The 23,989-nt window shown below is 41.2% G+C and carries 19 protein-coding genes, 1 tRNA gene and 1 pseudogene; 8 read left to right on the top strand and 13 right to left on the bottom strand.

The window, feature by feature from the left end; genetic code table 11:
* Window position 1: 1 nt before the first annotated feature.
* The gene (gene pafA, locus EO132_RS15050; protein WP_127138647.1) at window positions 2-1,678 is read right to left on the bottom strand and encodes an alkaline phosphatase PafA; all 1,677 of its coding nucleotides are present in this window, start codon (window positions 1,676-1,678) and stop codon (window positions 2-4) included.
* Window positions 1,679-1,794: 116 nt separating this feature from the next.
* Between pafA and EO132_RS15045 the strand changes: the two genes are divergently transcribed.
* The 3 genes from EO132_RS15045 (at window position 1,795) to EO132_RS15035 (ending at window position 5,226) form a co-directional block, all read left to right on the top strand.
* Window positions 1,795-2,532, top strand: a complete 738-nt coding sequence (locus tag EO132_RS15045; RefSeq protein ID WP_127138646.1) for an MlaE family ABC transporter permease — start codon at window positions 1,795-1,797, stop codon at window positions 2,530-2,532.
* Window positions 2,532-3,299, top strand: a complete 768-nt coding sequence (locus EO132_RS15040) for an ABC transporter ATP-binding protein (RefSeq protein WP_127138645.1) — start codon at window positions 2,532-2,534, stop codon at window positions 3,297-3,299. The genes EO132_RS15045 and EO132_RS15040 overlap by 1 nt, the downstream gene beginning before the upstream one ends.
* A gap of 97 nt (window positions 3,300-3,396) precedes the next feature.
* Window positions 3,397-5,226, top strand: coding sequence for a sugar-binding protein (locus EO132_RS15035; protein WP_127138644.1), 1,830 nt, complete (start codon window positions 3,397-3,399; stop codon window positions 5,224-5,226).
* 9 nt (window positions 5,227-5,235) lie between these two features.
* Here EO132_RS15035 and EO132_RS15030 read toward each other — a convergent pair whose 3' ends face one another.
* From EO132_RS15030 to porV, 9 genes are all read right to left on the bottom strand, one after another.
* A complete protein-coding gene (locus EO132_RS15030; RefSeq protein WP_127138643.1) occupies window positions 5,236-6,696 on the bottom strand; it encodes a DUF389 domain-containing protein in 1,461 nt (486 codons plus the stop codon).
* Between the two features lie 3 nt (window positions 6,697-6,699).
* Complete coding sequence (locus tag EO132_RS15025) at window positions 6,700-7,779, bottom strand: mannose-1-phosphate guanylyltransferase (protein WP_127138642.1); 1,080 nt, start codon at window positions 7,777-7,779, stop codon at window positions 6,700-6,702.
* Window positions 7,780-7,872: 93 nt separating this feature from the next.
* Window positions 7,873-8,472, bottom strand: coding sequence for a SprT-like domain-containing protein (locus tag EO132_RS15020; protein WP_127138641.1), 600 nt, complete (start codon window positions 8,470-8,472; stop codon window positions 7,873-7,875).
* Between the two features lie 46 nt (window positions 8,473-8,518).
* Complete coding sequence (locus EO132_RS15015) at window positions 8,519-9,196, bottom strand: SDR family NAD(P)-dependent oxidoreductase (protein ID WP_127138640.1); 678 nt, start codon at window positions 9,194-9,196, stop codon at window positions 8,519-8,521.
* Window positions 9,197-9,282: 86 nt separating this feature from the next.
* Entirely contained in the window at window positions 9,283-10,269 is a 987-nt protein-coding gene (locus EO132_RS15010; protein ID WP_127138639.1) for a M28 family metallopeptidase, read from the bottom strand.
* A gap of 95 nt (window positions 10,270-10,364) precedes the next feature.
* A complete protein-coding gene (locus tag EO132_RS15005; RefSeq protein ID WP_127138638.1) occupies window positions 10,365-12,005 on the bottom strand; it encodes a pyruvate dehydrogenase complex dihydrolipoamide acetyltransferase in 1,641 nt (546 codons plus the stop codon).
* Between the two features lie 4 nt (window positions 12,006-12,009).
* Window positions 12,010-13,008 (bottom strand): pyruvate dehydrogenase (acetyl-transferring) E1 component subunit alpha, encoded by a 999-nt coding sequence (gene pdhA, locus EO132_RS15000; RefSeq protein WP_127138637.1) that lies wholly within the window; start codon window positions 13,006-13,008, stop codon window positions 12,010-12,012.
* 80 nt (window positions 13,009-13,088) lie between these two features.
* Window positions 13,089-13,580, bottom strand: a complete 492-nt coding sequence (gene cdd / locus EO132_RS14995; RefSeq protein ID WP_127138636.1) for a cytidine deaminase — start codon at window positions 13,578-13,580, stop codon at window positions 13,089-13,091.
* 79 nt (window positions 13,581-13,659) lie between these two features.
* Window positions 13,660-14,808 carry a type IX secretion system outer membrane channel protein PorV gene (gene porV, locus EO132_RS14990; RefSeq protein WP_127138635.1) on the bottom strand — a complete coding sequence of 383 codons (1,149 nt, stop codon included), beginning with the start codon at window positions 14,806-14,808 and terminating at the stop codon, window positions 13,660-13,662.
* A 399-nt stretch (window positions 14,809-15,207) separates the two neighbouring features.
* Between porV and gldJ the strand changes: the two genes are divergently transcribed.
* Both gldJ and EO132_RS14980 read left to right on the top strand, forming a co-directional pair.
* Entirely contained in the window at window positions 15,208-16,857 is a 1,650-nt protein-coding gene (gene gldJ, locus EO132_RS14985; RefSeq protein ID WP_127138634.1) for a gliding motility lipoprotein GldJ, read from the top strand.
* A gap of 66 nt (window positions 16,858-16,923) precedes the next feature.
* Window positions 16,924-18,198 (top strand): UDP-N-acetylmuramoyl-tripeptide--D-alanyl-D-alanine ligase, encoded by a 1,275-nt coding sequence (locus EO132_RS14980; RefSeq protein WP_164732359.1) that lies wholly within the window; start codon window positions 16,924-16,926, stop codon window positions 18,196-18,198.
* 15 nt (window positions 18,199-18,213) lie between these two features.
* Here EO132_RS14980 and EO132_RS14975 read toward each other — a convergent pair.
* Window positions 18,214-18,288 (bottom strand) — tRNA-Val (locus EO132_RS14975).
* A gap of 28 nt (window positions 18,289-18,316) precedes the next feature.
* Window positions 18,317-18,730, bottom strand: a complete 414-nt coding sequence (locus tag EO132_RS14970; protein ID WP_127138632.1) for a 6-carboxytetrahydropterin synthase — start codon at window positions 18,728-18,730, stop codon at window positions 18,317-18,319.
* Window positions 18,731-18,934: 204 nt separating this feature from the next.
* Here EO132_RS14970 and EO132_RS14965 point away from each other — a divergent pair, with 204 nt between their 5' ends.
* From EO132_RS14965 to EO132_RS14955, 3 genes are all read left to right on the top strand, one after another.
* Window positions 18,935-19,618, top strand: coding sequence for a metal-dependent hydrolase (locus EO132_RS14965; RefSeq protein WP_127138631.1), 684 nt, complete (start codon window positions 18,935-18,937; stop codon window positions 19,616-19,618).
* Window positions 19,619-20,687: 1,069 nt separating this feature from the next.
* Window positions 20,688-21,098, top strand: a complete 411-nt coding sequence (locus tag EO132_RS14960) for a hypothetical protein (RefSeq protein ID WP_067034506.1) — start codon at window positions 20,688-20,690, stop codon at window positions 21,096-21,098.
* Between the two features lie 54 nt (window positions 21,099-21,152).
* Window positions 21,153-22,682 (top strand): trypsin-like serine protease, encoded by a 1,530-nt coding sequence (locus tag EO132_RS14955; RefSeq protein WP_127138630.1) that lies wholly within the window; start codon window positions 21,153-21,155, stop codon window positions 22,680-22,682.
* 575 nt (window positions 22,683-23,257) lie between these two features.
* Here the strand turns inward: EO132_RS14955 and mobB are convergent.
* Window positions 23,258-23,980: pseudogene (gene mobB, locus EO132_RS14950) on the bottom strand (MobB family relaxase).
* Between the last annotated feature and the right edge of the window lie 9 nt (window positions 23,981-23,989).

Raw genomic sequence — 23,989 nt, 5'->3', positions numbered from 1 at the left:
CTTAATCAAACTCCAACACTTCCCCAATCGGCTGTCCTGTTGCTCCATTTGGGAATGCAATGCCCAGCAAAGCTGCAATGGTTGGTGCGATATCAGGAATTTCAGTTCGGTTTACCGTGCTTCCCTGCTTGATTCCCTTTCCGTAGAGCAACAACGGAACATGGGTGTCATAAATCTGCGCGGAACCATGGGTAGACCCTGTTCTGCTGTACGATATATAACCTGTGCTTGGCACCAAAAGTATGTCTCCCGAACGCTTTTGATTATAGCCATTCTGCAAAATGTACGGAATACCCTCGGTATATTCATTTTGCCACATTTGGTCTGCGGTGTAGACTTGACTTATACCTTCATAGGACAATAATTCCCGTGCAATATCCTCTTGGGCATCGTCCAAATCAATATCCAGATTGGCCAAAATCTTGTGGTCCAAAAACAATTGATAGTTGGAAAGATCTCGTACCACATCCGTAGTTCCATATTTATATTGAAGAAATTCAGCAAACTTTGTTTTCATACCTCCCATATCCAAATAACCGGCAGGGATTTTAGAATCCATCAAGTATGAAGGCACATTTACCGCGGCGTGATCCGCAGTCAAGAAAACTGTGTATTCCCCTTTACCCACTTTTTCATCCAAAGCAGAAAAAATACGGGCCAAGTCTTGGTCTAACCGAAGGTAGGTATCCTCAACCTCTTTGGAGTTTACCCCAAAAAAATGCCCTACGTAATCGGTACTGGAAAAACTAATGGCCAAGAAATCGGTAATGGTATCTGCACCCAATTTCTCAGCTTCCAAAGCGGCCAGTGCAAAATCCGCGGTGATGCTATTTCCGTAAGGACTTCTTCGTATCAAATCGAAACGACCATTTTGATCCCAGATGGCAGGTAGGTCATGCGGGAATGTATTGGTGGTTTCCCCTTTTTGCAGCCCCTCATAATTATTGGCATCCAAACCACTTTCAGCATAGGTTTCGATTGGTTTTAGGGTATTCCAAGGCTTTTTATAGGCTTCAACCTTATCCGAGGCATTAAAATCCGCCACCCATTGGGGCAATTCATCCATATAATAGGAACTGGTTATCCAATTTCCTGTTTCTCCACCTTCAAACCAATATGCCGCATTGGCAGCGTGACCTGCAGGCAAAATAGCTCCTCTATCCTTTAATGCTACACCGATGACCTTTCCTCTCTTTTGGGTATGCAAGCGCAACTGATCGGTAATCGTGGTCACTAACATTCGGTGGGGGGACATTTGCCCAGCATCCGAAGTTGTTCCCACAGAAGTGTAGCTATCATCCCCTGCGCAGTACACATCCTCTCCTGATTCTTTATCGAACCAATCGTTCCCAATAATCCCGTGCATGGAAGGTGTTGTACCCGTATAAACGGAAGTATGTCCAGGTCCCGTGCTTGTTGGGGCGTAGTTAAAATGGTTGTTCTTGCAATTGAAACCCTCATTGACCAATCTTTTGAAGCCCCCTTCGCCATACTGATTCCAAAAACGGGTCAAATAATCGTATCGCATTTGATCCACAACAATACCCACGACTAATTTCGGGGTTTGGGCAATAGGTGCCGGTTGAGGTGCTGCATCGTTCTTTTTTCTGCGTTGACCATACGTGATACCGATCATGCACAATGCTAAAATGGATACTAAAAGATTGGTTGTTTTCATGCTAAAGTTTTAATCAAATAAGAGCAAAACTATTGAATTCTCTTGTTTAAAAATTTAAATGAAGGTTAAATGCTGCACAATATTCTTATTTTTATGACCTCAAGTCCAAAAAACGCATGAAATACCTAGAAGCGATTGGAAAATACTTCATCATGGTTTGGGAAGTATTTAAAAAACCTACCAAGTGGCGCATTATGAAAACCTTGATTTTCAAGGAAATCGATGAGCTTATTTATGGAGCCATGGGCATTATCATATTCATCTCCTTTTTTATCGGGGGAGTTGTAACCATTCAAACCGCATTGAACCTGACAAATCCCCTATTACCAAAAAGTCTCATTGGTTTTGCAGCAAGGCAATCGGTTATTCTTGAGTTTGCACCGACCTTTACCTCCATCATTATGGCAGGAAAGGTAGGATCGTATATTACTTCGAGTATAGGCACCATGAGGGTTACCGAACAGATTGATGCCCTTGAAGTCATGGGGATCAACTCACTGAATTACTTGGTGTTCCCTAAAATTGTATCCGTAATGTTGTATCCCTTCGCTGTCGCGATTTCCATGTTTGTAGGCATATTGGGAGGCTGGGTAGCGGCCGTCTTTGGCGGCTTTGCTCCTAGTGGTGATTTTATCCAAGGGCTTCAGATGGATTTTAATGCCTATCACGTAACCTACGCCCTCATTAAATCGGTGGTTTTTGCCTTTGTGATTGCCACGGTTCCTTCATATCACGGTTATTATATGACAGGAGGAGCTTTGGAGGTTGGAAAAGCAAGTACAACTTCGTTTGTTTGGACGAGTGTCGTGATTATTATTTTGAACTACATATTAACGCAATTGTTGTTGGGCTGATGATAGAAGTGGAAAACATACATAAATCGTTTGGGGACAACCATGTGCTCAAAGGTATCAGTACGCAGTTTGAAAAAGGAAAAACCAACCTGATCATTGGGCAAAGTGGATCTGGAAAAACAGTTTTCCTAAAATGCCTGTTAGGACTTTTCGAGCCTGATGAAGGCAACATATACTACAATGGCGAGTGCTATTCCGAACTTTCCGTAAAACAAAGAAGGAACCTACGTCAAGAAATGGGCATGGTATTCCAGGGAAGTGCGCTTTTTGATTCCATGACGGTAGAGGGCAACGTCATGTTCCCTTTGGATATGTTCACGAACCAGTCCCAATCCGAAAAGCAAGACCGCGTGGACTTTGTTTTGAAACGTGTCAACTTGGTAGACGCACACAAAAGATATCCCGCCGAGATTTCCGGGGGTATGCAAAAAAGGGTGGCCATTGCAAGGGCCATTGTAATGAATCCAAAATACTTGTTTTGTGACGAACCCAACTCTGGACTTGATCCCAAAACGGCCATGTTGATAGACAATCTGATTCATGAGATCACCCAAGAATACGACATTACCACAGTAATCAACACCCACGATATGAACTCCGTTATGGAAATAGGGGAAAAGATTATTTTCCTGAAAAATGGATTCAAAGAATGGCAAGGCTCCAACAAAGAAATCTTTAAAACGGACAATAAGGCTGTTACCGACTTTGTATACTCTTCTGAGCTCTTCAAGAAAGTGCGACAAATGTATATCGAGGAAAGAAATTAAGCCCCACTGGCCTTACCCCTGGAAATATTAACCCAACCTTAATTTGAACGTGCCGTTTATTTAACGAAAAATCCAGAATTTTCGGAAAAAATCAACCATGCCACGTTTTTATTTCCTCCTTCTTACCTTTTTGTCCCTTTCAACGGTCTTTGCCCAAGATAAACCTACCATCTACATCGACATACCCACCCAACAAAAACCTTGGAACCATATCGATTGGAACGCTTCCCCTGAACAATTCCAATTCGCCATCGTTACCGACCGAACTGGCGGACACCGACCCGGAGTCTTTCCCACAGGGATTAAAAAATTGAATTTGTTACAACCCGAATTTGTAATGAGTGTCGGGGATTTTATCGAAGGCTATACCCGCGACACGGTCCGGTTGAACCAAGAATGGAAGGAATTCAATGGCTTTATATCCCAACTTGAGGCCCCCTTTTTCTATGTTCCCGGAAACCATGACATCACCAATGAGGTCATGGAAGAAAAATGGGAAGAAATGTTCGGCGTATCCTATTATCATTTCGTTTATAAAGATGTGCTTTTCCTTTGTTTGAATTCCGAAGACAACCTACGAGGCGCTGGAAAAGGAACCATTGATGATGAACAGTACGAATACATCAAAAAAGTATTGGAAGAAAACCAAGACGTGAAATGGACATTGGCCTTTTTGCACCAGCCGCTTTGGGTCCAAGACGACACCAAACGATGGGACGATGTGGAAAAATTGCTTCAGGACAGACCGCACAATGTTTTTGCCGGACACTATCACAGATACTGGAAATCACAAAGGAACAATGGCAAATATATTGCCTTGGCAACGACGGGTGGCGGAAGTCAGCTCAGAGGGAAGGCATATGGCGAATTTGACCATGTGGTTTGGGTCACTATGACAGAGGAAGGTCCCATTTTGGCCAATTTGTTCCTGGATGGAATATGGGACGAAGATGTAGTGACCGAGGAAATTGTTGACTTGGTTCGGAACAGTCCATTTCCAGTAAAAATAGAACCGGTGTATGAGAATGACCCTAACGCCAAAACCAGCACCACACAAGTAAGGGCAACCAACAATTCGGATACCAAAATGAGGGTACAACTGAAAGGTATCGCTAACGAAGAATTATTTTATCAGTTTAAAGAGACCGATTTTATTGTGGAACCCAATGATGTGACCGTTTTTGATTTGACCATTGAAAACGCACATGGCAAAGCTTTAAAAGACCTTTCATCCATGAAAGTGGAAGCCGATATTACTTATCTGTTTGAAAATCAACCAAACGTTGAATTCTCATCAACCTTGAATTTTCTGCCCTTCTTTAAATATGAAACGAAAGAAATATCCAAAGTAAAGTTGGATGGAAAACTGAAGGAATGGAATAATTCCAAATGGATTACAGTAGAACATATGGATGGCTCCCCTTTTGATTTTGATGGCAAAGAAGATTTTGAGATGAAGTTTGCCACAGCTTATGACGATACATATTTTTACGTGGCAGTGGATGTCAAGGACAACGATTTTCATACCAATGAAGAAGGATCATATTGGGGACAGGATGCCATTATTGTTGGCCTTGATGCCCGACCCCAACGAACCAGTGCTTTTAGTGCAGGAGCAGGAAGAGGTCGAGATTGGCTGGCTTTTTTAAGAACCTTCAAAGAAGAAAACCCTATATACCAAGAAGATACCTTGCCCGTTAAGGTAAAGTCTGCATTGAAGAAAACTGAAACAGGGGCGCAAATGGAAATGGCCATACCTGTTGAATATCTCAACAAAATGCATGAAGGTCCATGGACCTCCTTACGTTTGGATATTGGCTATTATGATTTTGATGCAGATGACGAAGGTTCCACAACCCATTTTTGGGTGCCCGCTTGGAATGAAAGCAGTGACATCCCGGGCTCCGGAATGATCTTTAAAAAGTAAAGCAAAAGTTTATTCGGCCTCTTTAATGACCAAAGTTGAATCTTGCAGCCTTAGTTTTAACCAAGCCAGCATTTTTTTGGTATCCGTTTCCTTTTGAGTGGAACTCACACCAGTTTTCCAATTTACCTCAAAAACGGGGACGGTATCCATTTTTTTAAAATCGGTACGTATTTGATAGGAGAAGCCCAAGGCATCGATATTTTCATAATTGGCTTTTGCCTCTGCGCTTATGTTTTGAAAAGGAATCTGTTTGCCCACATTTTTGGTCAACGTGGCCAATTCCTCTTCAAGGAGTCTGATTTGCTCGTCCTTGTTTAAGAGTTCAGCTTTGTTCTTCTCGTAGAGCTCGCTCACGTAGTTGAACTTTTCTTCGGAATCGTCTCTTCCTCCCTGAATAATATGTAGTTCGGCATCTTTGAGCCTATTGTACTCGTTCTTTTGGGTCCTCCAAGTATTGATGACGTTTTCGGGAACCAATTCATCCCCCATAAAAACCACTTCAATCATGGATGTGCCGTCATCCACATATTCCAGTTTGGTAAGATTGTCCACATACCTTCCAGCGCCATCAAATTGGTATATCTCCACGGTGTCCTGCAAAAACTCTTGGGCCTGCTTCATAAAAAGTGATTCCTGAAACACATTGTAAAAAGTGAATCCAGCAGGAATCATCACCAAAATTCCAGTAATGGATGCCAAACGGGCAATCAATCTTCTCCGTTGTGAGTTGGCATAGCGAACCATGGGAAACCTCAAAAACTTGATGACCAAGAAGGTTGCCAAGCCAATAAAAATGGTGTTTATGATAAAAAGGTACATCGCCCCAGCTGCATATAGCGGTTTGCCTATCGCGAGACCAAAACCTACGGTACATAATGGCGGCATAAGTGCTGTTGCAATGGCCACACCAAAAATAACACTGGCAATGGTCCCTTTTTTGGCCCGGGCAATCACTAAAGCCAGTCCACCAAAAAATGCAATCAGCACATCCCGTATATCGGGTTTGGTGCGTGCCAACAATTCGGACGATTCATCCCGTAAAGGAAAGAAATAGAAAAACAGGAACGCGGTTATCACACTCAGCACCACCATTACGGTAAAGTTTTTGAGCGATCTCCGTAATGTGTCGATATCGTTAATGGCCAAGGACATGCCCATCCCCAAAATGGGACCCATCAAGGGAGAAATAAGCATGGCACCGATTACCACCGCGGTTGAGTTCGCATTCAAACCGATGGATGCAATAAATATGGAGCACACCAAAATCCAAGTGGTGTGGTTTTTAAAGGGAATATCCGCAATTATCGACTCTTTTGTGGCCGCAGCATCCGTATTTGAACGGATTTCCAACAAATCCGACAGAAACTTTCGCACACTGCCCAAAAGCCCCTTAAAATCCTTTTTTACCTCATCCCCACTATCTTGATTGGGAGCTGTGGTTTCCGCATCCTTTTTTTGTTCTTCGCTCATCTATTATGCAAACTGATCCCCAAATTTTTCCTTTACTTGGTTCAATACTTTTTTAATATCCTGTTGTTTGTCTTTTGGATAAATCAATAGCACTTCTTCCTTATCCACGATAATATAGTCTTCCAGGCCATCCACTACAACGACTTTCCCCTTTGGGGAACGAATCATGTTTCCTTTGGCATCTTCCAACAACACTTGGGCATTCACAACTGCATTATCCGCTTCATCTTTATCCAATTTATCGTACAGAGCGCCCCAAGTTCCTAAGTCGTTCCAATCAAAAGTAGCTGGCAGGGTATAAATGGATTTGGATTGCTCCAAGATAGCATAATCGATGGATATGTTTTCTGCCTTGGCATAATTTTCTTGGATAAATGCTCTTTCTTCCTCCGTGTTATAGCTCGAAATTCCTTTGTCAAACAATTCATATTGACTTGGCTGGTATTTTTTGAACGCTTCCACTATGGTTTCCACGCTCCACATAAAAATACCTGCATTCCATAAAAAGTTGCCCTGCGCCAAAAATTCCTTTGCGGTTTCATAATCCGGTTTTTCCCTGAACTGAGACACCTTTTTCAAGTTTTCGTCACTTCCCTTTTCAAATTCGATGTAACCAAAACCGGTGTTCGGGAATGTGGGTTGAATGCCCAGGGTACATAGTGCATTTTCCTTTTCACATTTATCAAAACATGCCGTCACATCCTTTTCAAATGCAGCTTCGTCCTCTATCCAATGATCACTGGGAGCAACGATCATTACCGCATTCGGGTTCATCTTTTGAATCTTTAGGGAGGCATACAAAATGCAGGGTGCCGTATTACGCATCGCAGGTTCCAGAACCACTTGGTCTTGCTTTACCATTGGCAATTGCTCCAAAACCAAATCGTTGTAACGCTCATTGGTCAATATCAAAATGTTTTCGGTGGGAATAAACCTATTTAAACGTTCAAAGGTTTTTTGAATCAACGTTTTGCCCGTTCCCAACATATCGTGGAACTGCTTTGGGTTGGATGATGTACTCACAGGCCAAAACCGGGAACCAACTCCCCCTGCCATCAAAACTGCATAATAATTCCTGTTCATTTCTTTATTTTATGTCATTCCTGCGAAGGCAGGAATCTATTTTGATTTTTTTACTAATACCTGCCACCTCTCGACTGCGCTCGAGATGACACGCTATTTAACCAACTCAACCTCTGCGTTGGGCTGGAACAAATATAATCTGCCAGTTGATAACTCCACACATTCGTACCGTTTTACTTTTTTATTTCCTTTTTTGAACAACTTGCCATTGTAAAGTCTAAAAACACTGCCCGTTGGCAATTCGTATACATAACTGTGCTGTCGTTCTTCCTCATCAAAAGCTTTAAGCGCAATGGATAATCTTGCATCGGTGCTACTGCTTGCTTTTGGGTTTTTAAAATGATTCGCAATGATGGGCAAGAGTTGTCCCGGGAACACCTCGGGCCTAATAAAGGGAACCATTAAGTGCTGAAAGGTACGCTTCCATTCCACACCGTGTGGTTTTATTCGACGACCATACGTTTCAAAGGCCACCAAATGCGCGATTTCGTGGACGAGTGTAATCAGGAATCGGTATTTATTAAGTGAAGCATTTATAGTAATCATATGGAGCCCATTGGGCAATCTTCGGTAATCCCCATGCCGGGTTACCCTATGATTCACAATCTTTAAATTCACCCCATGGGTTTTGATGAGTTCAAAACATGGCGCTACAGCAAGCTCGGGAAGGTATTTTTGAAGGGTATCGTTCACTGGGATAAAGTTACAAGTTTATCCAGAGAATATTTAATGATAAAGCTTAAGGCGTACTATTGCTTACCTGCAACAATTTTCCATTGTACAGTTTTTGACCTGTCAATGCAAACTCTTTGATATAGGTCGCCATCTCCAAGGCTGTGACAGGAGCCTTATATCCAGGAAACGCTTCTTCCAACATTTCTGTTTGTACGGCACCTAAGGCCAACACGTTGAAACTTGGCCCTGTTTCTTTGTACTCCTCTGCCAACAACTCTGTCAAGGTGATCACAGCACCTTTGCTTGAACTGTATGCGGAAAGTCCGGGAAACTTCATACTGCCTTGAACTCCGCCCATGGAACTTACCGTTAGCACATGCCCTTCCTGACCCATCATAGGCAATACGGTCTTTGTCATTTCGGCCACACCGAACACATTTACTTTGTAAACACTTTCAAATTCTTCTGTTGTGGTTTCCGAAAATGGTTTGTTCAGCAATCGCCCTGCGTTATTGATGAGCACATCCACCACATGCCATTGCTCCAAAAAATCATTCAATTTTTTAAAGTCGGCTGGGTTTCCCAAGTCAAAAGAAAAAGAATGGACATTAGGCAAGTTCAGTGCTTTTACGGGTTCATCATTACGAGACAGAGCCAAAACTTGATGCCCTTCCCTCGCAAAAAGTTTTACCAGTTCAAAACCTATTCCCCTACTTGTGCCTGTTATGATAATGTTTGCCATAATTGAATTGATTTTTCATTCCCGAGAAATCGAGAATCTATAAAAACATGTACATCTCGACTACGCTCGATGTGACCTTTTTAAACTTAGTTTAACTTGATTTCTTGGGCAGGAGCATTGGTAATATTCTCAATCACTGGAATAGTTTTGTTCACCAAAGTAGCCATGTGCTCAAAATCCATCAAGCTGTTTTCATCCCCTACCTTATGATAGTGATTGAAATTGGTAAAATCAAACGTGCAAAATGTGTGGGATGGCACACCAAACTCTTCATGAAATGGGTAGTTGTCCGAACGTTGATACAAGTTGAATTCCTTGGCAGTGGGCAAAAAACCAACCAAGTTCTCCTTAGCATACCCATTACTGACCTCTGCCAGATTCGACATATCGTACCCAGTAATGTACATGATGTAATCCTTGTCTTGTAAAGGAACACCTGTCATTTCAAAATTGAGCATGGTATAAAGGTTCAGATCCCACTCCTTTAACTTCTTTGCCAAATGCTTGGAGCCCAACAGTCCTTTTTCCTCTGCACTGAACAAGGCAAAAATCAAGCTGCGCTTATTGGTTTTTTGGGTCCCGAAATAACGGGCCATTTCTAAAACAGACGTAGTACCCGAAGCATTATCGTTGGCTCCATTCGCTATGGCATCACCGTTTTCGGGTTTTATGGTGCCAATATGATCGTAATGTGCTCCTATCAGAATAAATTCATCCTTCAATTCTGGGTCATTGCCCTCAACCACACCAACTATATTGTAGGCAGGTTTTTTAAAATTTGACAAGGTGTCTCGATAGGATTCAAAATAGGGTTGTACCCCGTACGATTTGAAATAGTTTTCTATATAGGTTGCTGCCATCTCAATGCCTTCGCTTCCTGCTTCTCGTCCTTTCATATCGTTGGACGCTAAATAATTCATTATTTCCCCAATTCGTTCGGCTTCCGTGAACGTGTTGTTCGATTTAGTGCTCTTCGGGGACTCCGTGGTTTCAACGGCTGCAGTTTGGCCTACCTGGGTAGCCCCACAATTCATTGCAAAAAGCGTAAGCAGTAAATAAGACAGTAATTTCATTCGTGTTGTTTTTTGAATTTTTTAAAGATAAAAAAAAGCATCCCGAAAAAGGATGCTTTTTAATTTATGTATTCTTAATAATAATCATTAACAATCTACGCCAACATGGTAACCGGGTTTTCCAAATAAGCCCTCAAGGTTTGAAGGAACTGGGCACCTGTGGCACCATCTACCGTTCTGTGATCACAGGCCAAGGTAACTTTCATCGTACTTCCTGGCACAATCTCACCATTTTTCACCACCGGTTTCTCAACAATGGCACCTACCGACAAAATTGCGGAATTGGGTTGGTTGATAATGGAAGTAAATTCTTGAATACCGAACATACCCAAGTTGGATACGGTAAAGGTACTTCCTTCCATTTCATCTGGCTTGATTTTCTTGTTTCTTGCCCTTCCTGCCAAATCTTTCACTGCGCTTCCCAATTGTGTCAAACTCAACTGATCGGCAAATTTAACTACAGGAACCACAAGACCTTCATCAACAGCTACGGCCACTCCCATGTGTACATGATGTTTGTACAACATGGAATCCCCGTTCCAAGTGGTATTGACCTGCGGGTGCTTTTTAAGCGCCATGGCACAGGCTTTCAACACCATATCGTTGAAAGACACTTTTGTATCCGGCAAGTTGTTGATCTGCGCTCGAGATGCTTTGGCATTGTCCATATCCACCTCAATGGTCAAATAATAATGAGGTGCTGTGAATTTGGACTCGCCCAAACGCTTGGCAATTACTTTACGCATGGTTGAGTTTTTTACCTCTTCCACGCTTTCCTCACCAACTGGAAGTGCAACCGGTGCTACTGCTGGAGCGGCTTCGGCTTTTTCTGTTGATGGCGCTGCAGCTTTTTCAGCTGGCGTAAAGTTCTCGATGTCTTTTTTAACGATTCTACCGTTATCTCCTGTTCCTTTTACATCGGCCAAGTTGATGCCTTTTTCCTCAGCAATCTTTTTGGCCAATGGCGAAGCAAAAATACGTTGTCCATCTTGTGTCGCGGGTGCAGATTCTTCTTTGGATGATTCTTCAGATGCTTTAGGAGCAGCCTCTTTAGAAGCTTCTTTTTTGGATGCTTTTTTGGAAGAACCACCTCCAGCTTGTGCTTTCAACACAGCATCCACATCGGTTCCTTCTGGACCGATAATGGCCAAAAGTGAATCAACCGGGGCACCTTCGCCTTCTTGAATACCGATATGCAACAAAGTCCCGGAATAGAATGATTCAAACTCCATGGTAGCCTTGTCCGTTTCGATTTCGGCCAAAATATCGCCTTCCTCTACTTCATCACCGACACTCTTTAACCAGCTGGCAACGGTTCCTTCTTCCATGGTGTCACTCAATCGGGGCATGGATATGACTTCCACACCTTCGGGAATTTCAGCAGGCTCATCTTCTGAAGCTGAGCTTTCCTCGGCGTCAGGTTCAGAAGCATCTTCTTCTTTCGCAGAATCGGAAGAACTCTCGCCCCCACCATTCAACAATCCAGAAATATCCTCTCCTTCTTCACCGATTATGGCCAAAAGTGAATCAACCGGGGCACCATCACCTTCCTCTATTCCGATGTGGAGCAAAGTCCCTTCATGAAAAGATTCAAATTCCATGGTGGCTTTGTCCGTTTCGATTTCAGCCAAAATATCTCCTTCTTCGACTTTGTCCCCTACGTTCTTGAGCCATTTCGCCACGGTTCCTTCTTCCATGGTATCGCTCAATCTAGGCATGTTGATTACTTCTGCCATCTAATTATAATTTATGTTGTAAAAATGGATAGTCCTCTTGTTCGTACACGGTATCGTACAACTGTTCTTTTGGCGGGAAATCTGATTCCTCAGCGAATTTCTCACACTCTTTTACCAGATCCTTTACCTTTTTATCGATTTTCTTAAGGTCGTCTTCGGATGCATATCCTTTCTCTAGAATCACATCTTTGACCTGAGTAATCGGATCTATCTTTTTATACTCTTCTACTTCTTCTTTTGTTCTGTAATGCTGCGCATCGGACATGGAGTGACCACGATATCTGTACGTTTTCATCTCCAAGAAGGTTGGACCTCCTCCTGTACGTGCCCGTTCAATGGCCTTATCCATTTCCTTCGCCACATTTGCAGGATCCATTGCATCTACTGGGCTACATGGCATTTCGTAACCAAGACCCAATTTCCAGATATCCGTGGAGTGCGATGTACGGGCCACGGATGTACCCATGGCATAACCATTGTTCTCACATATGAAAACCACTGGCAGTTGCCAAAGCATAGCCAAGTTGAAGGCCTCATGTAGTGAACCTTGCCTGACAGCACCATCACCCATGTAACAAAGCGTTACCGAATCCCTTTTGAAATATTTATCTGCAAATGCCAATCCAGCACCCAAAGGAATTTGTCCACCTACAATTCCGTGTCCTCCATAAAAACGGTGCTCTTTGGAGAAAATGTGCATGGAACCTCCCATACCCTTGGAGGTACCCGTAACTTTTCCATAGAGTTCCGCCATTACCTTTCGCGGGTCCACACCCATTCCGATTGGCTGAACATGGTTACGATAAGCAGTGATCATACGATCCTTATCCAAATCCATGGCGTGCAATGCACCTGCCAAAACTGCTTCTTGACCATTGTACAGGTGCAAGAAACCTCTAACTTTTTGTTGAATATATACGGCGGCTAGTTTATCCTCGAACTTTCTCCAGAAAAACATGTCCTCGTACCATTTAAGGTAAACTTCTTTGGTAATTTTTTTCATCTACGGTTGTATTAAATGAATTTCCCCTGTGTAGGGAAAAGCAAAAATACATATATATCTGTTTTGGAAAAAGAATTGAATTAAGAATCGCCCAAAAATGAGCTATTGAATGCCAATGGTAAAATATCGGCCATGGAACGACATTTATAAATTGGCCCTTTTTCCGACTGCATCAGCAATGTAATTGGTGTGTTTTGTTTTTGTTCGTACTCCATAATGGATTGCCGACAATTGCCACATGGCGCTGCGGGCACCTCCACTTCATGATTAGATGAAGAAGCACATATGGCAATGGCCTTTACGGCCACTCCCGGATATTTTGCACCAGCATGAAAAATAGCCACGCGCTCTGCACAAAGTCCAGATGGATAGGATGCATTTTCCTGATTGTTCCCTATGACCACTTCGCCATTCTCCAACAATACGGCGGCTCCGACCCTGAATTTGGAATAGGGAGCATAGGCATTCTCCCTAGCAACTGCTGCATCCCGTAACAATTTTTGCTCGTTTTGTGACAACTCCTTTTCATCTTGAAAAATGAGTAATTCAAAACCTATTTTCTTTTTTTCCATCTAAATCAGGTGTATCTCAAAAATAAAAAAACCTGCCACAAGGGACAGGTTTTTCATTTATATATTTAATGTCTTCTTCTTAATCATTGTAGAATTCTTCCCCTAAATTAAAGGTAAGTGAGAACCGCAAGGTGTTTTCCAATGGGTTTCTAACCTGAGAGGTCGAGAACAGATAGGAAAGATCAATCTGCGTTGAGTTGAATTTGAAACCAGCTCCCAGTGTAAAGAATTTTCTGGAACCTTTTTCCTCACTTTCATTAAAATAGCCACTGCGCAGCATGAAAGCTTCCCTAAACTTATATTCGGCACCAAGGGCCCAAGTGACTTCTTTCAGTTCTTCACTGAATCCATCCGGTGCATCTCCAAAGGATTCAAAAACTCCTTGAAAAAAACCAATGTTCTGATACTCATCATTATCCTCCGTAGTGATTTGTCCATCCCCATTGAAATCCCTAGGGGTGGGCACCAATAATTTATTGAACTCGGTAGTTACTGCCAAAACGTTGTCTTGATCAAAAATAAAATCAAACCCTCCACCGAACTTTAAATTGGTCGGTAAAAAGTTTTCTTGCCCCCCTTCGTCATATTGTATGGAGCCTCCCAAGTTTGAAATGTTGAAGCCTGCCCTCCAGCGACCATCAAAATTGCTATAAGCGATTTCCGGAGATCTATAAAATCCAGCGATATCCACTGCAAAGGCATTGGCCGCTTGTGAATCTTGGGCTCCATCTTGAAATCTTAGATTCGAACTGATGAACCTACCACCAACGGCCATCGAAAATGTTTGGCTCAATTTTAAAGAGTAAGAACCATCCAAGGAGAATTCATTGGGTTTTACAATTCGGGGATCAATTTCCGTGAAATCCCTTCTGAACTCAATCTCTCCCAAACCAAAATAACGAATACTGAAGGCAAAGGCACTTCTATCGTTCAGCTTATTGTAAAAATTGGCATTCAACAAGGACACATCGTTCACAATGCTTTCCAAATATGGAGTGTAGCTTACCCCTATTCCCATTTTTTGGGTGGCAAACGCATATTTAGCTGGGTTCCATTGTTGGGAGTATGCATCAAAAGAAGTTGCAACACCCAAGTCCCCCATACCAGAAGCTCTTGCATCCGCTGCTATATTCAAAAAGGGAACGGCTGTTGTGATGGCTCTTTCCTGCTGGGCTACCAGTTGTGGTGCCACAATCAAGAAAACGACCACTGTCAATAACTTTTTCATTCTAAAATTTTAGCATTTAGCGTAGTTCAAGCTTCGAAAAATCGTCTTGGAAGCAATACAGACTAAACGGTGTTTTGACAAAAATCTTATATCCCAATGCATATTTTTGCATGTTAATCGTCAAAAACACCATTATTGGTTGGTCAATAAGGTAATGTCGAGCTGAAAAGGTATTTGTCCAAACCGTTAAAAACCAATCTCTCTATACTAATTCAATCCCTTCTCCGTTACAGAAGTGTAGCGTGGGCCAATTGCCACATCGCCAGAAATATTTGATGAGCACAAAATATAATGGTAAAAAGACCGTTTTAATGCCATTGAAGGATTTAAAAAAATCAAAACAAGTCGAAGATACTGAGGGTAAAACACCCTGAGTTTTAAAGTACTCAAGCCCAAATTATGAAAAAACACTTAATCAAAGTTGTACTTTCTTGCGCCGTAGTGATGGGAAGTTTTTCCAGTTGTAAAAACTCTTCCTCATCAAAGAATGTCTCCAGAGCCACCGGTTGGAAAATCAATGCCAAAGAAGGAGGATTTCAATATAATTCGGATTTCAAGGAGCAGGAAACTCCTCCGGGAACCGTATTTGTAGAGGGGGGAACATTTACCAAGGGTAAAGTCCAGGATGATATCATGCATGATTGGAACAACACCCCTACCCAACAACACGTACAGTCCTTTTATATGGATGAGACCGAGGTAACCAATGTCATGTACCTTGAGTACTTGGATTACCTTAAAGAGGTTTATCCTCCGGACAACCCCAATTACACCAATATATACACAGGTGCCCTACCGGATACCTTGGTATGGAGAAATCGATTGGGCTTTAACGAAACCATGACCAACAACTACCTAAGACACCCTGCTTATGCCGAGTATCCCGTAGTAGGTGTAAATTGGGTGCAAGCCACTCAATATGCCGAATGGAGAACCGACAGGGTCAATGAAGTAATGTTGGAAAGAGAAGGGTATTTGGCTGAAGATTCCAAATACAAAGTACTGAACGGCGATATTGACGGTACTTTCAGTACTGAAGCATATTTGAACAATCCAGAATCCGTTTACGGGGGTGAGATCGATTCCCTTCAAGGAAAACAAAAAAAGGATTCCATCAATGCCTTTGCAAAAAGAAGTAGCGGTGTCATTATGCCCGCTTACAGATTGCCCACCGAGACCGAATGGGAATATGCAGCGCAAGCATTGGTCGGAACCAGAGAATACAATAACTATAGAGGTAGAAAAAAATACCCATGGGAAGGCGATTACACTCGTAACGGACAACGTGTAGGACGAGGAGACCAATTGGCCAACTTTAAACAAGGTAAAGGTGATTACGGCGGTATTGCCGGATGGTCTGATGACGGTGCCGATATTACCGGAGAGGTCAAATCCTACAAACCCAATGACTTCGGTCTCTATGATATGGCCGGAAACGTAAACGAGTGGGTAGCTGATGTATACCGTCCCATAGTTGATGACGAAATCAGTGATTTCAATTACTACCGTGGAAACGTTTTCATGAAAAAAGCCATAGGCGAAGATGGAAAAGTAGAAGTGCTTGAAGATAAAATTGTCTACGACACCTTACCCAATGGTAAAATCGTGGCCATCAACCTTCCAGGCGAAATCAAAGAGGTTCCAGTCACAGAAAAAGAAACATACCTAAGAACCAATTTTGACAAGAGTGATAACAGAGGTTACAGAGATGGTGACCCTGGTTCATCAAGATTCTTTAGCCGTTTCAGTGATGAAGAAGACAACCAAAGAATGTATGATGCTCCAAAGCACAAAGTAGAACGCAACGACGAAGGCGAACTGGTTCGTCAGTATGATGAATCCAATTACAGAACCTCGCTTATCAACAACGAAGTTCGTGTGTACAAAGGTGGTTCTTGGAGAGACCGTGCTTACTGGTTAGATCCTGCACAACGTAGATATTTGCCACAATACATGGCAACAGATGATATCGGCTTTAGATGTGCCATGTCCAGAGTTGGTTCCAAATCAAGAACCAAGAAAACGGTACGACACAAAAAAGCGAGATAATATAATTTCTTGAGTATTTTAAAAAGCCCCGGCCAAAAGGTCGGGGCTTTTTTTTATCTTCGATTTATGACAATGGAAGAGTTGCACGCTCTGTTTTTGGAGCACCCCACAATATGTACGGACACTCGGAAAATTACCGAAAACTGTCTGTTCTTTGCCCTTAAGGGGCCCAATTTCAATGGTAATGCATTTGCGCAACAAGCCCTGGACAAAGGCGCCTCTTTTGCCATAATAGATGAAGAAGAATTCAAAACCTCTGAAAGATCCATTCTATGCAACGATGTTTTGGGAACACTTCAAGAGTTGGCCTCCCACCACAGGAGCCATTGCAAAGCAAAGATTATTTCGCTTACAGGAAGTAATGGCAAAACCACCACCAAGGAACTCATCAATGCGGTCATCTCCAAAAAATACAGGACGATAGCCACCCAAGGCAATCTCAACAATCATATTGGTGTTCCTTTGACTTTGCTTTCCATAAAAGAGGATACTGAAATCGCCATTGTGGAAATGGGTGCCAACCACAAAAAGGAAATTGAATCCCTTTGCGATATTGCCCAGCCAGATTTTGGGTACATTACCAATTTTGGCAAAGCCCATCTGGAAGGTTTTGGAAGCGTGGAAGGTGTCATTCAAGGAAAAAGCGAACTCTACGATTACCTTACCTCACATAACAAGTATGTTTTTTTAAATGCAGATGATGAGATTCAAAAAGAAAAATTAGCAGGGTACACCAAAAAGATGGGTTTCAGCACTAGAGACCATCACTTTTACAATATCAAATTTCTTGGGGTTGCCCCCTATGTTTCCCTTGAAGTTGAAGGAACACGAATCAATACACACTTAGTTGGCAAGTACAACTTTCCCAATTGTTGTGCAGCCATTTTGATGGGGAAGTATTTCAATGTTCCCTTGGAAGACATCAAATCAGCCATCGAAGGCTATCAACCACAGAACAATCGTTCGCAAATCCTGACCAAAAACGGGTTTGACATTGTATTGGATGCTTACAACGCGAATCCCACCAGTATGAAAGCTGCGTTGGAAAACTTTAGCTTAATGGACGCCCAAAGGAAAACCTTGATCATCGGCGATATGTTCGAATTGGGCAACACTGCCTCCGAAGAGCATCAAGCTATTGCGGATTTTGCAAAGCAATTGAATTTTGACGAAGGATATTTGGTGGGCGAAAATTTCTTCAGTACCAATACTTCATTCCATAAGTTTCCATCTTTTGATGATTTACAGGAACATCTCTCAAATCATCCCTTGAAAAAAGGAACCTTGCTTATCAAAGGATCACGTGGAATGGCTTTGGAAAGGGTTTTGGATATTCTGTAATTGAAAGGAAAAGAGTGGGATATACTGGATTCGAACCAGTGACCTCTGCCCTGTCAAGGCAGCGCTCTAAACCAACTGAGCTAATATCCCGTTGTAAATTGGGCTGCAATATCGGAAATTAATCCCAATCTCCATACTCTGCAGAGTTCTTTGATGTCTCGTGCAAGGTAATATGTAATAATTGCCCTTTTTTCAGCTTGGGTTTCAAGATATCGTAAATCACTTTTACAAAGTACTCCGTGGTAGGCAATAGGTCTGCAAACTCTGGACAATCCTCATTCAAGTTTTTATGATCGAACCGCTCCTCTACCTCATCCTTGATCAAGGCGCCCAAATCGGCTAGATCCATCACAAAACCTGTATCCGGGTCGACCTCGCCTTTTATCCGAACCTCAAGATCAAAATTATGGCCATGGAAACTTGGGCTGTTGCATTTACCGAACACCTCTATATTCTTCTCCTTGCTCCAGTTGGGATTATGGAGCCTGTGGGCTGCATTAAAATGGGCTTTTCTGCAAATTGTAGCAATCATGTTGCAAAGGTAATTCCTTTTTCATCAAACCATATTTTTCTACTATAAAAAATCCCGTTTATCAGCTATCAATTCCATTCCGTTTTAAATTGAAAATCCCATTGGTTCTTTTTAAATTTAGAAAACCAAAAAAAGCCTTTCGTCCCTTGGACATTACTATTATTAAATATCAATAAAACATTAATCCAAAAAAATAAAACTACTATGAAGATTACCTATTTAGGCCATGCCACATTGCTAGTAGAGATGAATGGGAAGAAGATATTGTTCGACCCCTTCATTTCAGGCAACGAAATGGCATCGGATGTAGATATCGACAGTCTTAAAGTGGACTACATTTTTGTGACCCATGGACACCAAGACCATGTACTCGATGTGGAAGCCATTGCAAAAAACAATCCAGAGGCACTTTTAGTCTCCAATTTTGAGGTTGCCACCTGGTTTGGGAACAAAGGCATTGAAGGACACGGTATGAACCATGGCGGGAAATACACCTTTGATTTTGGAACTGCCAAATATGTGACCGCTATCCATTCCAGTATGCTGCCCGATGGCAGTAACGGAGGAAACCCTGGTGGTTTTGTGCTATGGGATGATTCAAAATGCATTTACATAGCAGGGGATACCGCATTGACCAAGGACATGGAACTTATTCCAAAAACCTGCCCAAAGCTGGATATTGCCGTTCTCCCAATCGGGGACAATTTCACTATGGGTTACGAAGATGCGACCATTGCCAGTGACTTTATCGAATGTAACACCGTAATCGGTTGTCATTATGACACCTTCCCTCCTATTAAAATAGATAAAACCAAAGCGGTTGAGTATTTTGAAAAAAAGGGAAAGAAATTGATTTTGCCTGATATTGGGGAGTCCATCACTGTATAAAAAACCAAAAAAGCCTTCGATTTTTCGAAGGCTTTTTCTGTGGGCGCTGAGGGATTCGAACCTAATTCGCCAACCCTTATGTTTATTACGTTTTTCCTTGCCTATGCTTTTGCTGCTAACCGAATTACAGACCACTTTTGGTAACCTTACTTCGTAGATGTCAAATCTAACTATAAAATATTAAACAAACATATACACCAGCTAAACACTAAAATGAGTCGGGATGACTGAATCATCGACGAAATCTTATATTGCCGAAAATCATAGTTTTACCCTGTAACCTTGAAGGAGTTCCCGTTAAAAACACGGAAAGCAAAAAACAACTTTTGAACACAAATTTTATGTATATATGATAACCTAAACATACAAAAATTCTGTTTGAAAAAATTTTTAGGGAAGGCTACAAAAAGGGTGAGGCTAAATTTTAACAAAGATTAGCTCACACAAAAAGATTGATGATAAAAACTGATAAAACTAAATCATATTGATCAGTTAAACGATTTAAGTATCAATATGAAAAATAAAGAACCAAAACTATTGTATTATTTCTAAGTAAGATATATATTTTAAATATGTAGGTTTTTAATTATTAATTTTTTTGTGTAAATTCAAATGTTTCAATTCTAATATTCTTTTTTAATGTAAGATATTCTAGATTAAGAGCTTGCTCAAAAGAAGATGATATTTGCTGCAAAAATTAGCATTTTAAAAGATATTACAAGGAAACTAACTGTATGAAACGGAGATGAAATTGTGGATATATCAAACCGTATTATCAAACATTTTAATACATGGAACGTGCTAATATAGAAGACGGATACTGTAAATTACGCAAGTGAAAGACTTTACAGAAGTCGATTAAACGCTATCTAGTTTTACAGATAAACGCTATCTAGTTTTACAGAAGAACCAATTAAATATAAGCCCTCAAATAATACTCAATAAAGTCAGTCTCAAAACTGCAATTTAGATTCAATACGCAACTAATTAGATTTTTTTACATCCTTTCTAAGGATCTAAACAACTAATTTTATGAAAGTTAGTATTTAATTAATTTAATATTAATGCTATGAAAAACAACACTATAATTATAATCATCCTAATTCCCCTTTTATTATTCGCTGCCTGTTCCAATGGACAAGAAAACAATGATCCTCTGTCAAGTTTAGAGTCATTGTGCATTGAATCTGCAATGGAAACAGAATTAACGGAAGGTGTTCCGGCGATAGTAAAAGTTGTAGAAGAGGGACAGCCATTTTTTAATGGTAATAAAAAGTATTATGAAGTTGACATAGAAACTAATATCCCTGAACTCTTCGAGCTGTATAAAGAAAAAATAATACGAGTTTTTCCAACAAGAAAAATGAATTCGGATGTTGGTGAAGAAGTTTTTATCAAAGGAAAAATATTCTCATGTCTTTCTGGAAATCATGGCCTATTGACCAATGATTTCAAAGGTTTTACTCTTATAAGTGATTAAACCAATTCTTCAAAAAACCAAACATTATGAAAAACTCAAAAAAAAAACCTACTTATCCTATTATTTTTTGCATTCTCCTTAGCATTTGGTCAAAACCGAATCATAGGTGGTAACGATACGACAATCGACCAAAATCCTTGGCAAGTTTCTATGCGGGCAACCAACAACCATCATATTGTAGGAGCTAGAAATAATCATATCTGCGGAGGTTCCATCCTAACATCAGAATGGATTTTAACAGCAGCACATTGTGTGACCAATACAATTAACGGAAACGTTATTGGCGTTAATGAAATAACGATTTCAGCAGGCATAACGCAACGGAATGATTTAACCACAGGGCAGTACAGAAATGTCGCTCAAATTGTCAGGCACCCAAATTACAATAGCATAACTTTTGAAAATGACCTAGCTTTAATCAGACTTACAGCTCCATTGAATTTTAATAGTGATGTACAACCTATTCAATTAACGGATGAAGCATTTGATTCATCACCAAGTAATACTGCAAGAGTAACGGGATGGGGACTTACTACTGATAACGGTTTCCCATCAAACAATCTTCAGACATTGGATATGCCAATCATTTCCAGCAGTAGTGCAAATAGCCAAAATACGGGCTCCGTACAAGTCACATATAATATGATAGCACTTAGATTGGCTAATGCAGGAGTGGCCCCAGGTGACAGTGGCGGTCCTGCAACCGTGTTGAAAAGTGGCCAACGCTTTTTAATTGGCTGTTCAAGTTGGGGAGAGGCACCCAAGGATAACAAGCCCACAATTTATACTCGACTTTACAACTATAGAAATTGGATTGACAACTTCGTGGCTTTTCCATATATTTCTGGAAATAGTTTATTGTGTAATACGAATACCTCTTATACTTTACATAATGGCACTGGAAACATTACATGGTCGTCATCCAGTAATATTCAGGTCGTTTCCGGTAGCAATTCACAAGTTACAGTAAAAGCTTCGAGCTCAACATCTTCCGGTAATGGATGGATACGTGCAACCTCTTCTCATGGCTATACGATTACCGAACGCTTGAATGTGAACCAAAATGCTGGTCAATCCCCAATGACCGTAACTATTTATAATGTCAACAGCAACTATATTGACATTACCGCTAATGGAGGCAGTGGGGAAACCCCATATTCTTGGTATATTAACAATTCCTTTTATACAAACACCACCGGAAGAACATTGACCAAGTACTATACTGAAAGCTCCATAAGGGTAGAAGTAAGAAATGACAATGTTTGTAATACGGGTACCCATAGTGCATATTATACAGGACAAATCCCTGGACGCTATTATTTTAGAGTGAGTCCAAATCCAGTAAAAGACTACTTAACAATAAGTGAAATTTCTCCACTTGAAGAAAGGAAGCTGGGATTAAGCAACCAAAAGACATTCGAATATATACTTTCTGATTTCCAAAGTAACATATTTCTTCAAGGCAAAGGTGAAATTGGAACTTCTGGTTTTGATTTAGACTTGAATGGACTTAAAAAAGGATTGTACATTCTTGAAATTATATCGGAAAGAGAAAGGGAGACCCATAAAATCATTAAAGAATAGAAAGGTTCTCATAGATAATAAGTAAGAGCAAAGCCAAGCATCCGATTTGAAAATCGGATGTTTTTGATGTAATACAAATCGTTCATTCCATTTTATCCATTTAAAAAACATAAAGAAATATAAATAAAATAGGAATCAAGCTTATTTGGACTCCACTTAAACAATAAGTTAATTCGAGTTAAGTGATTTTATCTAGTGCTGAAATTCAGCAATTCGCTCAACAACTGAGACTACATATTTTTCAAAAACGTATAATCAAAATACCAGTTACTGTTCACATTTTTTTTATCCAATCTATCGTGCTTAAAAAATCAAAAGTTATTTGTCATAGCCTAGTATTGCTAATCCAAGGTGTAAATCTTCAACTAAAAGTGGACTGAACTTGGTCTAAAGTTAAGTGATGGCTTTGTAGCCTTCCCTAAAAATGCAACCTTCCCTTAAAACCGAACTGTTTACAAAAAGAACCCCAAATCTTACCTCCAACTTTTGCGCATGGATCCTATCGGGGTTTTGTAGCGTTCCGATAGATAAGCGTGAAGCAAAAACTCGGTAGGGCGCAACCTACTTTTTGGATTTCAGTAGCCCATATCCTCACCTGTGCCCCTCGCCTTATCGATTCCCCTACCTAGAGCTTTGATGATCTTTGCCGCCATTTGTACTTTATTGGTCGGCATACTGGGAGCTTTGACACCCATGGTTTTAAGAAGTTTAAAGGCCATGTCCTTTTCCTTGGTGGGCAGCCCCATGACTTTGGCAAAGAACTTCCCCGGTTCCTTGGCATGGGCCTTACTCCCAACGTAGGATTCCACATAGTTCCTTTTAAATCCCGTTGTTTTATCAAAAGTCTTCTCCGCTGATTGGTAAAAACTATCCCTGTCAAATCCTCTCTTGACCGTCTTTCCATTCAGTTCCACTTCCGATGCCTTGTGCTTGGCCATCGGGGAAAGCGTATAGGTGTTCGTAACATCCCTTCTGCTGACTATGATATGGATATGAGTCTGTGGCCCCTCTTTCTGCATCCCAGCGGCCACAAGCTGTCCGTTCTGTTTGTGAGGGGCCAATCTTGTTTGCTCTGCTATCCTTTTTTCAAGCTCTTTGACATTCCCAACGGACTCGCCCCGTTCCACTTTCCGTACCTCGTTCCTTAGCCTTGCTATTTCACCTCTGTAAGGTGCATTCTCCTAAACCTGCTTATCGAAGCCCCTGTAGGTGCGTTCGCGCTCTATCTTGGCATAATATTTCAAGTTCTCGGCCTTGACCTCTTGGTTCCTATGGAAACTCTTGGCATAGTCCTCCATGAGCTTCCT

The sequence above is a fragment of the Flagellimonas oceanensis genome (assembly GCF_003992595.1).
Taxonomy (GTDB): domain Bacteria; phylum Bacteroidota; class Bacteroidia; order Flavobacteriales; family Flavobacteriaceae; genus Flagellimonas; species Flagellimonas oceanensis.
Note: the sequence above shows the minus strand (reverse complement) of the source record. Positions and strands in the feature narration are given on the sequence as shown.